The organism is Paenibacillus sp. AN1007, from assembly GCF_040702995.1.
Taxonomy (GTDB): domain Bacteria; phylum Bacillota; class Bacilli; order Paenibacillales; family Paenibacillaceae; genus Paenibacillus.
This window is the reverse complement of record NZ_CP159992.1, coordinates 1,484,526-1,497,610: the sequence shown is the minus strand read 5'-3', so window position 1 is coordinate 1,497,610 and position 13,085 is coordinate 1,484,526. Positions and strand designations below refer to the sequence as shown.

Annotated in this window: 9 protein-coding genes; 4 read left to right on the top strand and 5 right to left on the bottom strand. The window is 47.0% G+C overall.

The features are described 5' to 3' along the window. Positions 1 to 74: 74 nt before the first annotated feature. Complete coding sequence (cax, locus tag ABXS70_RS06765; RefSeq protein WP_342551950.1) at positions 75 to 1,145, top strand: calcium/proton exchanger; 1,071 nt, start codon at positions 75 to 77, stop codon at positions 1,143 to 1,145. 227 nt (positions 1,146 to 1,372) lie between these two features. Here cax and ABXS70_RS06760 read toward each other — a convergent pair whose 3' ends face one another. From ABXS70_RS06760 to ABXS70_RS06740, 5 genes are all read right to left on the bottom strand, one after another. Continuing rightward, positions 1,373 to 1,666: a YlaN family protein gene (locus ABXS70_RS06760; protein ID WP_111271074.1), complete on the bottom strand. Its 294-nt coding sequence runs from the start codon at positions 1,664 to 1,666 to the stop codon at positions 1,373 to 1,375. A gap of 221 nt (positions 1,667 to 1,887) precedes the next feature. Continuing rightward, entirely contained in the window at positions 1,888 to 2,133 is a 246-nt protein-coding gene (locus ABXS70_RS06755) for an HPr family phosphocarrier protein (RefSeq protein WP_090923662.1), read from the bottom strand. 96 nt (positions 2,134 to 2,229) lie between these two features. Beyond that, positions 2,230 to 3,345 (bottom strand): aminopeptidase, encoded by a 1,116-nt coding sequence (locus tag ABXS70_RS06750; RefSeq protein WP_342551951.1) that lies wholly within the window; start codon positions 3,343 to 3,345, stop codon positions 2,230 to 2,232. 111 nt (positions 3,346 to 3,456) lie between these two features. Next, the gene (locus tag ABXS70_RS06745; protein ID WP_342551952.1) at positions 3,457 to 4,314 is read right to left on the bottom strand and encodes a hypothetical protein; all 858 of its coding nucleotides are present in this window, start codon (positions 4,312 to 4,314) and stop codon (positions 3,457 to 3,459) included. Between the two features lie 159 nt (positions 4,315 to 4,473). Further along, positions 4,474 to 6,465, bottom strand: a complete 1,992-nt coding sequence (locus tag ABXS70_RS06740) for a sensor domain-containing diguanylate cyclase (RefSeq protein WP_342551953.1) — start codon at positions 6,463 to 6,465, stop codon at positions 4,474 to 4,476. Between the two features lie 463 nt (positions 6,466 to 6,928). Between ABXS70_RS06740 and rpsD the strand changes: the two genes are divergently transcribed. From rpsD to ABXS70_RS06725, 3 genes are all read left to right on the top strand, one after another. After that, positions 6,929 to 7,528 carry a 30S ribosomal protein S4 gene (rpsD, locus tag ABXS70_RS06735; protein ID WP_342551954.1) on the top strand — a complete coding sequence of 200 codons (600 nt, stop codon included), beginning with the start codon at positions 6,929 to 6,931 and terminating at the stop codon, positions 7,526 to 7,528. 189 nt (positions 7,529 to 7,717) lie between these two features. Next, positions 7,718 to 9,823: a methyl-accepting chemotaxis protein gene (locus tag ABXS70_RS06730; protein ID WP_342551955.1), complete on the top strand. Its 2,106-nt coding sequence runs from the start codon at positions 7,718 to 7,720 to the stop codon at positions 9,821 to 9,823. A gap of 152 nt (positions 9,824 to 9,975) precedes the next feature. Then, the gene (locus ABXS70_RS06725) at positions 9,976 to 13,077 is read left to right on the top strand and encodes a transglycosylase domain-containing protein (RefSeq protein WP_342551956.1); all 3,102 of its coding nucleotides are present in this window, start codon (positions 9,976 to 9,978) and stop codon (positions 13,075 to 13,077) included. The last annotated feature ends 8 nt before the right edge of the window (positions 13,078 to 13,085 follow it).

Here is a 13,085-nt window from a genome sequence, read left to right as displayed (position 1 = left end):
TATATGAAATTAATCGCATAGGTACATAACATGATTTTCAAAACAAAATAAGTGAATAACCGAGGTGTTTTTGTGTGAGAAACCGGATTTCATCCTTTTTGCTGATTGCTTTTTTTGCGCTCAGTGCCATCGCCCACTACTTGAAATGGGATTCGATTCTGCAGTTCGTCATATCTGCCATTTCGGTTATTTTTGTGGCTGGATTTCTAGGCAAAGCTACCGAAAATGTAGCCCACTATGCCGGTCAGCGGCTGGGTGGATTTCTGAATGCCACCTTCGGCAACGCGGCCGAATTAATTATCGCCATTTTCCTCGTCAAAGAGGGTTTGTTCGACATGGTTAAAGCCAGCCTGACCGGTTCGATTATCGGGAACCTGCTGCTCGTGCTGGGACTCAGCATCTTTGCCGGGGGACTGAAGTATAAAATTCAGAACTATAACGTCTCACTGGCGGGGCTGAACGGCTCCCTCATGATTGTAGCCATCATTGCCTTGTTCGTGCCTGCCGTATTCCTCAACACTCATTCCATTACGCAGCGGGACACCAATACGCTTAGTCTAATCGTGGCCGGACTGCTTATTCTGGCTTATATCGCGTGGCTGCTATTCTCGATGGTCACACATAAGAGCTACCTTGCTGACGTAACGGATGATAAAGACGAGGAACTTCCTCATGAGCACGCTCCTGCGTGGTCGAAGAAAAAGTCCATCCTTTATCTCGTTATTGCAACAGTCATGGTTGCTTTTGTCAGTGAATGGCTTGTCGGCACACTCGAAGTATTTACTTCCGAGTTCGGACTAAGCGAGCTGTTTGTTGGTGCATTCCTGGTGGCAATCATCGGAAATGCAGCCGAACACAGCGCAGCGATCATGCTTGCCATGAAAAATAAAATCGGAGCCGCGGTGGAAATCGCCGTTGGCAGCAGTTTGCAGATTGCACTTTTTGTAGCTCCCGTGCTGATCTTTGTCAGTTATTTTACTGGCCGTACGATGGATATCGTGTTTACCACGATTGAACTTGTCGCCATCGGCGTATCCGTATTTATAGCCAAGTCGATCACACAGGACGGCTCCACCAACTGGTATGAAGGTCTGCTCCTGCTTGTCGTTTATATCATTCTGGGTGTTTCTTTCTTCCTTGTATAACAGCAAGCTACTTATGTTTACATGTTTCAGCGAATATCGGACAGCCGCGGTGACTCCATTACCTGCGGCTGTCTTTACTTGGTTACAGCGCAGCAAAGACCCTGCTTATTCCGAGTGTTTTCTCTTGGATTTAGACTTACACCCGTGCGGCTGCACAGCATTTTCACATACAAAAAAAGCATGCAACGAATTTGCATGCCTTCTATTCTGACCCGCGCGATTGCAGGCTATTGCTCATTCTTTTTGTTCAAGGCTTCATATAAAATCGCTAAATTCCGCTCAAGCGCGCTAACCATCTGCTTACCTGTACCTTCTGGAAGGAGACCTGCACGAACAGCAAAATCAACTTCTTTGGAGAACCCATACATCTGTGTATCCAATACTTCCTCATAGAGAGGGCAGTAGCGGGTAGCCAGATTCTCCATCTGTACTTCAATAAGCTTCTGTATTTTATCTGCATCTTCTTGAAGAAGACTGATTGCTTTCAGGTTCAGCTGGTCCTGCAGATCAGATGAAGTCATGCATCATTTCCCCCCTATGTCCCAAAAATCGCGTAAAGACGTTCTACCTCTAATATTAGACGAAATGAAGACCTAATACAAGAACCTGACCAAAATATCCATCCGAACTGTGAGCTCTATTACAGCCTTTTCTTTTATTTCCAAGTGCCTTTGCCCAAAGGGCTGCGCTGCTGCTATTTAAAAACACCCCTGCCAGCGGCAGAGGTGTTTCTTAAATGCTGTTATTCAGATGCGATGTTCACATTCAGGCCGTGCTTTGCAAATACTTCCGACATTGCTGCCTTCGCTTCATCCGCATCCGGTCCATGAACATGCAGTTCATAACTGTGCGTGCTGATCAGCGTTGTAAACAAACCCAGAATACTTTTTACATCGATATACTTGTTCTCTGAATGAAGCACGATTGAAGAAGTAAACTTGCCTGCTGTTTGAGCAATTTCCACTACAGCCGCGTTATTACTCGACATAGGAATCCCTCCGTCTTTTCACTTTTGGTATCATCTATTAATTACCACTACATGATACCGTGAATCCGTTTTCCTAGCAACTGCAAAATACAGCGCCTACATCAACTGGTCGGGATTCAGACATTCCAGCTCAGGAATGACAAAGATGCCGTCTTTGCGAATGAGCACATCATCGAAATAAATCTCGCCACCGCCGTAATCCGGACGCTGAATCAATACAAGATCCCAGTGAATCGATGAACGATTTCCGTTATCGGTTTCTTCATATGCCTGACCTGGCGTAAAATGCAGACTGCCTGCAATTTTTTCATCAAACAAAATGTCTTTCATCGGGTGCAGAATGTGCGGATTGAAGCCAATCGCGAACTCACCAATATGGCGTGCACCTTCGTCTGAGTCCAGAATTTCGTTCAGACGTTTCGTGTCATTGCTGGAAGCTTCCACAATTTTGCCGTCTTTGAATGTGAATTTAATATTCTCAAACGTAATTCCGTTATACAGCGTTGGTGTGTTATAGCTGATCGTACCGTTCACGGAATCGCGAACAGGCGCGCTGTATACTTCACCGTCCGGAATGTTTTTCTGCCCGGAACACTTCTCTGCACCGACATCTTTAATAGAGAAGCTCAGATCGGTTCCCGGTCCTGTGATGCGTACTTTGTCGGTACGTTTCATCAGGTCAGCAAGCGAATCCTGCGCTTTGTCCATTTTGGCATAGTCCAGGTTGCATACGTCAAAGTAAAAGTCTTCAAAAGCTTCCGTGCTTGTATTCGCGAGCTGGGCCATACTTGCGTTAGGATAACGAAGCACAACCCATTTCGTGTGTTTGACACGCTGTTCGCTATGTACCGGGTGGGAGTACAGGGAGTTGTAAAGCTTCATTTTTTCTTCCGGCACATCGGACAGATCGTTCACGTTCTCTCCAGCACGAATACCGATGTAACAATGCATTTGTTTCATACGGTTCAAATCAATCTCTGCCCACGTTTTCATCATGTCTTCCGTAGCATTTCGCAGCATTGCGCGCTGAACGGTTCGATCCGTCAGCTGTACAAAAACGTTACCGCCTTTTTTGCCCACTTCTTCAATAATGGCATTAATCAAATCACGCTCTGATCCAATCATCTCAACCAATACGTTTTCGCCGGGCTGTACATCAACAGAATAACCTACCAGGTTCGCAGCAAGCTTCTGAATTCTAGGGTCTTTCATTATGATAAATCCTCCTGTCATCTGCCATTCAATGGAATTGAACAACGGTAAATTACGTTACTATTGTAGCACGCACCAGGCATCCCGTCAGCAGGCAGTCACAGGTTTTGTTTATTGATATGATTTAAAGTTCACATCGGTTACCAAAGCTTCCACATTCCTTCTGCTGCCGTTATCCGTGTATTTCACCTGGCTTTCGGAGGAAAGACGTGTTGGCAGACTGGTTTTGCGATCGACCGTCAGATGATACACTGTCTGTACGTCAGCCTTTTGGATCAACTGCTGCATCGTATCCTCTCCCTGCTGCCACACCTTCTCCAGTTCCTGTTCCAGCTTTTTCCTGTCTGCACCTTTTACTTGATCTGCCTTATGCATATATTCAGCCCGGATGGCGTTCATCTCGTCGGTCAGCTGGCTGGCGGCCCAAGCTTTGGCGGCCTCTGGCGCAAGTTCGATGCGCAGGATGCGGGTGTGACGACCCGAGCCATATTCGGATTGAATCGTCTTCTTCATACTGTCGATCTTCTCTAATTGTGCAATAGGATTAAACCGGGATAAGGATCCACGCAAAGGCTCATGCTGCGCCGTCAAAGCCGTCCACTGTCCTTTTTTCCGCGCAAAAGAGGCACTGAAGCCGCTGGGCTGCCCGTTATTATTGACCGCATTGAGATGTACTCCAGAACCCGCTGCGGTCACCGCACCTGGTAATCGGGTCTGCAGCGTCAGCCGGTCATGATCTTCCAGCCTGCCTTCAAACTTGAACTGATTTTCAAACATTCCGCTGTTCTCCCGTCGTAATCCTGCCTGTCCTTCGAACGTTAAAGTTTCCTTGCCGGCTATGCCCGATAATGCCAGAGAGAACACTTCTTCCGGCGTACGGTCCTGCTGGAGCATCCCGCAGCCCGGAACAGCCGTCAAGATAAGGCCCAATGTCAGCCATAAAACAAGCTTGGACTGGCGGTTCAGCATATCCATTCCACCTTTCAGTCATTTTCTCCATAGATTGCCCTGACAATATGCACTTATACTTCATACTTTACGACTTGACAGAACCTTCCTTGCTTTCGTACAGAGCTGCTCTTCAAAACAAAAAGAGAGAAGCCACTCCGCAGCCGGAATGATTCTCTCTTAACGTGTAACTTCCTGTTCCTCAATAACAATTCGATTACGTCCACCGTTCTTTGCACTGTACAGCGCCATGTCTGCACGGTAGAACAGGGACTCCACACTGACTTTTTCATCCATCCAGTTCCACTCGGCGATCCCACTGGATACCGTTACGGACGGCCGAGTCTCCGCCTCCACTCGCATTCGAATCCGTTCCGCATATACAAGAGCCTGCTGAATGCCAATCTGGGGCATGTAGATCGCAAGCTCTTCCCCGCCCCATCTTGCACAGATATCCTCGGCCCGAACCGAACTTGTGACAATATCGCTCACCTGCTTGAGTACCTGATCCCCTGTCTGGTGACCAAACGTATCATTCACCTGTTTAAACTGATCAATGTCGACAACAACTAACGAACCGCAGTAATCATGGGCTTGACGTTCATGAATAATGTTATCCAGGTAATGCCTTACGTATAGTCCTGTCAGCATATCCAGGTTAGCCAAACGCCGCACTTCAGCATGCAGGGTGGCATTAGTCAGCGCAAGGCCAATGTGAATGGACAACATCTGCAGCAGCCTGTAGTTCTCATAGGAGAAGAAATGCTCTCGCACATGGGCAAGCAAAATGACACTCTTCACATGTCCATCCACTCTGACTGGAGATGCGATTAAAGACATCGCGCTGGTCAGTTCCATGAAACTGGATGTCACTTTATCAAACTGTGTATAGTCAGATATAATCAACGGCTCTTCGGTCTGATAGACATAACCCGCAATCCCGGAGTCGACTGGATACGTTCTATCCCCTAAGTTTTTTATATTGGTGGACATCACCTCAAACCGGCTTGTTGTGTCATTTAACTGCAGGATACAGAAAAAGTCTGCAAGAAATATGTTCTTAAGCTCCTGCCCGGAAAATTGATAGATTTCCATCAACTGCAGGCTTTTATTCAGACGCTGTGTCAGATCATTGATTACACGAAGTTCCTGAATCAGCTTATGCGATTGTTCATGGAGCTTCGCATTTTCGAAGGCGGTCCCCGCGGTATCCGCCATCATCGCAATCAGCTGCAGATCGGAATCCTCCATCAATTCCTCATTCATTTCGATATGAAAAACGCCATAGATCCCCTGTTTGCCCTTCAGCGGCAAACCGACTTCGATAATGCGTCTGTCCAGCTCCTCAGACCGGGAAACGATCAGCTTTCCTTCCATGAAAGACCGCACACAGATATCTTCTCCACGTTCATGCACATGGAGCGGTTTAATCCGGGGATTAAAGTTCCTCTGATCCTGAGACATATACAGCATAATGTGTGTGGATGGATAAAGATAATCCATACTGACAAATACCTCATCCAATATGGCTCCGACATCCATCTTGTCATGCATGCGCTGTACAATCTGAAAAAGAATGGATCTCCGGTGTTCTTCCCTCGCTGTTTGTTCATGCGCATGCAGCAGGTCCGTCATAAATATGTATTCAAATCTTCGGTAAAAGCAGGTGCGATAATGCAGTGCCTCAGATCGAACTACAGCTTCTGACGTTTCGGATCGGCCATCCTCAAAAACTAATGCAGTAAATACGGCGAACATGTCTTTATTTATTCTTGAAAAAAGAGGCTCGGCAATCAGCAGATAACTTCCCTGCCTGCTGCTGCCGCTTTGGGACAAGGTGTGTCCCTTCTCGGTACATTCCACAACCATCGAACGTACATTGATATCTGAATCCATACCATGAACTGGGTCTCCCCCCACACACTCACCTTCGGTGTTCCATACGCTGTAAACAGCATACGGCCTGTCCGATGCAGTATCATTCTGGTTTATCCAATCCTTATACGCTTGTTCCAATAAACTGCTTAAATATGAGAAATCGAAAGGTGTGATATCCATTTTTTGCATCCACAACGCGTGGTCATCATGAGATGGAAGCACAGTAAACGATGTGGAATCGCCCGCACTTCGCGATTTCAGGCTGGCAGGTAAACTTCTTAGATGTTCCAACATGTCAGGCGCTCCTTTGCACCGTTTTTGCATCCCGGCAGGATGCATTAATCTGCATCGATTATCGCAAATCTGCAAAACATTAGTAAATCCTTGATAGACAAGATTGTTTAAAGTTAAGATACCATCTATTTTACTCTGTTTGAAGCTTTTTTGCATCCATATTTCAGAAAATTGTCCCATTATTTTAGGCCCAATGACCTATCGACAAATTTAGACGTTTTTCTGACTTCATGTATTACTTGACTTTAAGTCTCCGGGGATGTAGAATAAATTGTTGATGAAGACTACTAAACGGTCTTTAAATTTGGGCATTACCGGTTGTGTCACCCTCATTCTTTTTGTTGCTTTCAGGACAGCGGCTGAACTTTCCTGATCGTTCTATGCGAGGCCAAGCCCGCATCAACAAATTGGAGCGCAAACAGAGCCCTATATGAACTTTAACTAAAAAGGAGCTACTTTAAACATGGCACGTTACACTGGTCCTAAATTTAAATTAAGCCGTCGCCTCGGCATTTCCCTGAGCGGAACAGGCAAAGAATTGAAACGTCCTTTCCCTCCAGGTCAGCACGGAGCTAACCAACGCAGAAAAATGAGCAACTACGGTATGCAGTTGCAAGAAAAACAAAAATTGCGCCACATGTACGGTTTGGGTGAAAAACAATTCCGCACATTGTTCTCCAAAGCGCAAAAAATGCAAGGTATTGCCGGTGAGAACTTCATGTTCTTGCTTGAGTGCCGCCTTGACAACCTCGTTTACCGTCTTGGCTTTGCTAACTCCCGCGCTGGAGCGCGTCAATTGGTAGCACACGGTCACGTAACTGTAAACGGCAAAAAAGTCGACATCGCTTCTTACCAAGTAAGCACTGGCGATGTAATCGGCTTGCGTGAAAGAAGCCGCGGTCTGTCTTCCGTTAAGGAAGCTTTGGAAAACCGTTCGCATCTTCCAGCATACGTTGAATACAATGAAGCTGCTGTAGAAGGTAAATTCATCCGCTTGCCTGAGCGCGCTGAATTGTCCCAAGACATCGACGAAAAACAAATCGTCGAGTTCTACAACCGTTAATCGTTGGATCACAACCAAAAAAAGCTGTCCGGGATTTTCCCGGCAGCTTTTTTTGGTTTACACTTTTCCTCCTAAAATCTTCATTCTCGGCCCCTACATAACGATAATATGGTTAGTCCCCTTTTGGAGGCAAGACGAACGTACGAAGCAATTGAACATAACTAGAACGACATCATAGGGGGTGTGTATATGCAATTTTTACGAAACACCAGGCTTGGCGTAAAGCTGGGATTACTGCTCGGATTGGTACTGCTCTTCTCCATCGGCGCATTAATTACCTTTAACACCAAAGCCATCTACGACAAAAGCCTGCAGTATGGCGAAACCGTTGCAGGACGATCTGCAAATGCAGCTGCGAGCGAATTTATGACAGACATGAATCAGGTAAAAAACACGTTGGACAGCTTAAGTACAACCCTGCTCGATGCTTCGAAGAGCGGATCACTGAGTCGTCAGGATGTGGTGCGTCTATTGGAGGAATACTTGAAAAAGGATGAAAAGGTTTTCGGCTTCTATACTGGATGGGAACCAGATGCCTTTGATGGCAGGGACACCGAACATGTCAATAAAGAGAAGTATGACGATGCTACCGGTCGCTTTGTCCCTTATGTCATCCGAGACGGCAGCAGCCTGCATTTCGAACCACTCACCACTTATGAGGGAACCAGCGAGACAAGCAAATACTATCAACAGCCAAAAGCAACCAAAACCATGTATTGGTCCGAACCCACCACATATAAGGTTGCTGGTAAAGAAACACTGCTCATCTCTATCGTTCTTCCTTTGCTTGATGAAAATAATACATTCCTCGGCATCGTAGGAGCCGATTTTACGATCGAACGTTTCCAGGAAAATATCGCATCCCTTAACCCGGATCAAGGTTACGCCATGTTGATTACTAGCGGCGGGCATATTGCGGCTCACGGCTCCAAGCCCGAACTAGCGAAGGAAAACGCTCAGATCTCTGCCGATACTCAAGGGCTAATTCAGCGAATCCTCACGGGAGAGTCGGGATTCTATGCTGCTGTTGACAGCAGTAAGCCGGATTTATTTATCGCTGAACCCGCGACAATGCGGGGGCTCGATTCAAGCTGGCATCTGGTCTCTGCCCTGCCCAAAAGCGTGATTCTGCAGCCTTTCTATGAGAGCCTTAAATGGTCCGTACTTATTGCAATCCTGGCCGTGCTCCTGCTGGCAGGTGTGGTTACTTATACAATCCTCTCTATCGTGAAACAGCTGAACAGAGTTAATGCCGCTGTTGGCCAGCTCGCCGAGGGGGATCTGACACAGAAATTACCTGTGAAATCCAAAGACGAATTTGGTGTCATGGCCGTCCATATGAATGACATGATGAATACGCTGCGGCATACGATTTCAGTTATATCCGAGCATGCTTTGTCGGTCGGTTCGACTTCGCAGCAGTTAACCGCCGGTGCAGAAGATACAAGTAAAGCGGCAGAACAGATGGCCCTAACGGGGCTGGAAGTTGCTAACAAAGCCGAGAAACAGGTTCAGGAGCTGCAGCATTCCTCCCGTTCAATGAATGAGATATCCGAAGGGATCGGAAGAATAGCTGAAGCCGCTGCCGAGGTGAGCCATGCATCCAGATCCGTAACGGAACGAACCTCATCGGGAACAGACAAAATACAGACAGCCATGGCTATGGTGGAGCGTGCCAGTTCATCAGTGCAGTCATCCATGACCGCACTGGAGCACTTCCAGCAGCGCTCGGAAGAGATTGGCCGTATTACAGGCATAATTACCGAAGTAAGCCGCCAAACCAACCTTCTCGCTCTCAACGCTTCTATAGAAGCTTCACGAGCGGGTGAACACGGCCTCGGATTCGGCGTCGTAGCAGCCGAAATTCGCAATTTGGCCGAGCAGTCCAGACAATCCGCTTCCGACATCGCCGCACTGATCCAATCGGTGCAGCAGGAGGTCCACGCGATCGTTGAACATATGGAAAGAGGAAGCAGTGAAGTCACTCACATCGCTGATGTGATGAATGAAAGTGGTGAACTTTTCATATCCATCTCCTCACAGATTGCTGATGTAAATGGACAGATCGAGCAGGTCTCCGCCATAGCCAAGCAGATATCAGACGATTCGCAGCAGGTCGATTCATCGCTGGAGCAGCTTAAGACGATTGGACATGAAACGGCATTACATGCAGGCGAGGTAGCGTCCGCTTCCGAGAAGCAGCTTGCTTCCATGGAGGAGATCACTGCCGCCTCCGCCTCTCTGGCACATCTCACACAGGAACTGCTGGAGCTGATCCAGCAGTTCAGAACCTGATGACGAACTCATGAAATGTCCTCCGATATCACATGCTATATAGCATAATCCATGCCAGATTGGCAAATTTCGACCATTACTTGTATTTCTCAGGCATGCAAACGGGTCTTTTTATGCTATAATAAGTGCTGTTAAAAGGAGGAAGACACTGAATGGGTGATGTTACTAAGAAAAAGCCTGAAGAACAGCCTGTACGCAAACGCAGCTTTGTCCGCAAATTGGGCAGTTTCGTTAAGTGGATGGTTGTGCTTGGATTTATGGGCATATTGTTCGTCGGCGGCGCTTTGATGGGTTACGTCAGTTCTATCGTAAAAGACGAACCTGTCCGTTCAAGGGCCCTGATTGAACAAAAAGTCAGCGAAAACTCCATCACAGGCTTTGCTTACTTTTCCGACGGCAGTCCGATTGGGCAGCTTCGTACGGAAGAAGATCGGCGTCCGGTCACCTTTGACCAGATTCCAAAAAAGGTTATTGATGCCGTTGTTTCGATTGAAGACAATCATTTTTACGAACATAAAGGTGTAGACATGAGCGGGACACTGCGCGCCGTGAAACAGAAAGTACTGAAAGAATCGGTACAAACGGGCGGCAGTACGCTCACACAGCAGCTCGCAAGACGTGTATTTCTAAATCTGGATCGTACGGAAGACCGTAAAGTGAAGGAAATTCTGTTGTCCCTTCGCCTGGAACGTTTTCTGACGAAAGACGAGATCATGACAGCGTATCTGAACAAGGTACCTTTCGGTAATGGTTCCAGCGGTTATAACGTATATGGAATCAAAGCAGCCGCTAAGGGACTGTTTAATATCAATGATCTTGAAAAAATCAATACTGCCCAAGCGGCCTATCTGGCTGGTTTACCGCAGCTGCCCTCTTCCTATTCCGCCTTTAACGGTAAAGGCGACTTTGTAGAGGACAATTTTGATCGCGCCATCAACCGTCAGCATCTCGTGCTTCGCCGTATGCTTGAACTTGGCAAGATTACGCAGTCTGAGTACAATAAAGCTTTGGCCTTTGATATCAAAAGCTCCCTTGCTCCAAAAACCGTTAAAGCTTATAACACTTATCCATACCTTATGATGGAAACGGAGCGCCAAGCTGCACAGATTATTATGCAGCAGCTGAGCGAGGACAAAACAAAAGAAAAAGGCAAAAGTACAGACGCAGCAGCGTTACAGAAGGAAAACAGTGCACTGCTGGAGGAAGCTCAGTCACAGCTGCGTACAGGCGGATATCGCATCTATACAACGATTAACAAAAACATTTACAAAACGATGCGTACAATTGCCGAAGATAACAGCAACTTCTCTGCCGATGATCCTGTCAAAGGAAAAGAGCAGACAGCAGCAATGCTGATCAACCACAAAACCGGAGCTATTCTCGGGATGATTGAAGGGCGCAGCTTCCAGGATGAACAGATGAACTACGCAACCCAGATGGTCCGTCAACCAGGCTCAACGATGAAGCCGATTGCCGCCTATCTGCCAGCTTTGGATGAAGGCCTTATTCAACCAGCCTCCATCATAGACGATGCACCAATTATCCTGAAAAACGGACCCAGTGGATATCATATCGCCAAAAATGCGAACAACCGCTACCAGGGCTTGGTAACGGCTCGCCGGGCATTGAATTATTCCCTGAATATACCGGCATTGAAACTTTTCAATGAAGAAGTTGGCATTGAAAAAGCTTGGACTTTTGCTAAAAAGCTCGGAATTACAACGATCCAGAAGCAGGATTATCAGGCACAGACCGGTGTACTCGGCGGACTCCAATATGGTGTAACCGTCGAAGAACTGACAAGCGCCTACGGTGCAATCGCCAATAAAGGCGTATATAATGACTCCTACATGATCAGCAAAATAGTTGACTCCAAAGGCAATATTGTATATAAACACGACACGGAGCCTGTGCAGGCTTTCTCGGAGCAGACGGCCTATCTTATGACCGACATGCTGCGTACCGTAATAACTGAAGGTACAGCCGATAAAGTTCGAGACAACTACAAATACCGATCCAGTGTTCCGATTGTTGGTAAAACAGGTTCGACCCAAAACTACGCCGATGTCTGGTTTGAAGGATATACGCCGGACGTTACACTCGGTGTGTGGGTTGGTTATAAGCAGCCTATTAATACACTGGATAACAAATCACAGCGTAAACGCGCCCAGCAGCTTTGGGCCAAAATTATGAATGAAGTGGTGGAAACACAAAAAGATTTGTTTGTCACAAACTCATTCAAAAAACCTTCCGGGATCGAAACCCGGACAGTATCTGCATACAGCGGCAAGCTGCCAACATCTCTGACCGATAAATTTGTCACCGATATTTTCAACAGCAAATTTATTCCGAAGGAACGTGATGATGCCGTCGCTAAAACAAAATATATTACGTACAATGGTGTAAACTACATTCCGCGGGATGAAACACCTGGGGATATGCTGAAAGAAAAAACGGTCGTTAAGCGTAAAAAGCCGATCTCTGATCTCATTAAAGAATTGCAAAATGCATTCAAACGGATGAGTCGTCACGAATCACTTGCTTATTACCTGCCGGAAGACGCCGGTGCTGACCTGCCGACTGAAATTGATCCTCGTAGGGATAATGGCAAAGCGCCTGATGCCCCTAGCAATGTTCGTATCTCTATTTCAGGAGAGCGCGCGGTGATCACATTTAATGGTACACCTGAAAATGATGTCGTCGGGTATCGTCTCTATCGTTCCGTAGGCGGTGCCGGATTCCAGAATCAGGGCCAGGTTGTGCTTACGGGTGAGTCCAGATCATTCTCAGCCTATGCAACAACAAGCGGTAACTTTGCCTTTTATGTCACTGCCGTGGACGTTGCCGGCAAAGAATCTGCACCAAGTGCAATCGTAAGCAGCGCAGGTGTTAACCCACCTAAAACGGAAGAGGAAGAGCCGATTGAAGTTCCTGGTACAGTCGTTACTCCAGGAGAAGCAGCGATTGACAATGCACCAACGGCAGCTCCTGGAACACCAGGTCAAGTCAATGTCTCTGCTCTCTCCCAAGGGCTTCGGATTCAGTGGGCATCGAATCCGGAAGCAGATAAGGTACAGAGTTATGCTGTCTTCTTCAGCGAGACAAGTTCAGGACCGTTTACCAAGATTGGAACCACGTCAGGCACAAGTATGGATTACGGTGTTCCCTCTTCCACCAGCGGATGGTTTAAAGTATCTGCCAGCAATAGTGTTGGGGAATCCGAGGCTTCAGCAGCCATAAACTATCAGCCATAATTCCATGG

Bases quoted from the DNA above. Each gene is read 5' to 3' on its own strand.
- ABXS70_RS06755 (WP_090923662.1), bottom strand. From the start codon at position 2,133: ATGTCGAGTAATAACGCGGCTGTAGTGGAAATTGCTCAAACAGCAGGC.
- rpsD (WP_342551954.1), top strand. From the start codon at position 6,929: ATGGCACGTTACACTGGTCCTAAATTTAAATTAAGCCGTCGCCTCGGC.
- ABXS70_RS06750 (WP_342551951.1), bottom strand. From the start codon at position 3,345: ATGAAAGACCCTAGAATTCAGAAGCTTGCTGCGAACCTGGTAGGTTAT.
- ABXS70_RS06760 (WP_111271074.1), bottom strand. From the start codon at position 1,666: ATGACTTCATCTGATCTGCAGGACCAGCTGAACCTGAAAGCAATCAGT.
- ABXS70_RS06740 (WP_342551953.1), bottom strand. From the start codon at position 6,465: ATGTTGGAACATCTAAGAAGTTTACCTGCCAGCCTGAAATCGCGAAGT.
- ABXS70_RS06725 (WP_342551956.1), top strand. From the start codon at position 9,976: ATGGGTGATGTTACTAAGAAAAAGCCTGAAGAACAGCCTGTACGCAAA.
- ABXS70_RS06730 (WP_342551955.1), top strand. From the start codon at position 7,718: ATGCAATTTTTACGAAACACCAGGCTTGGCGTAAAGCTGGGATTACTG.
- ABXS70_RS06745 (WP_342551952.1), bottom strand. From the start codon at position 4,314: ATGCTGAACCGCCAGTCCAAGCTTGTTTTATGGCTGACATTGGGCCTT.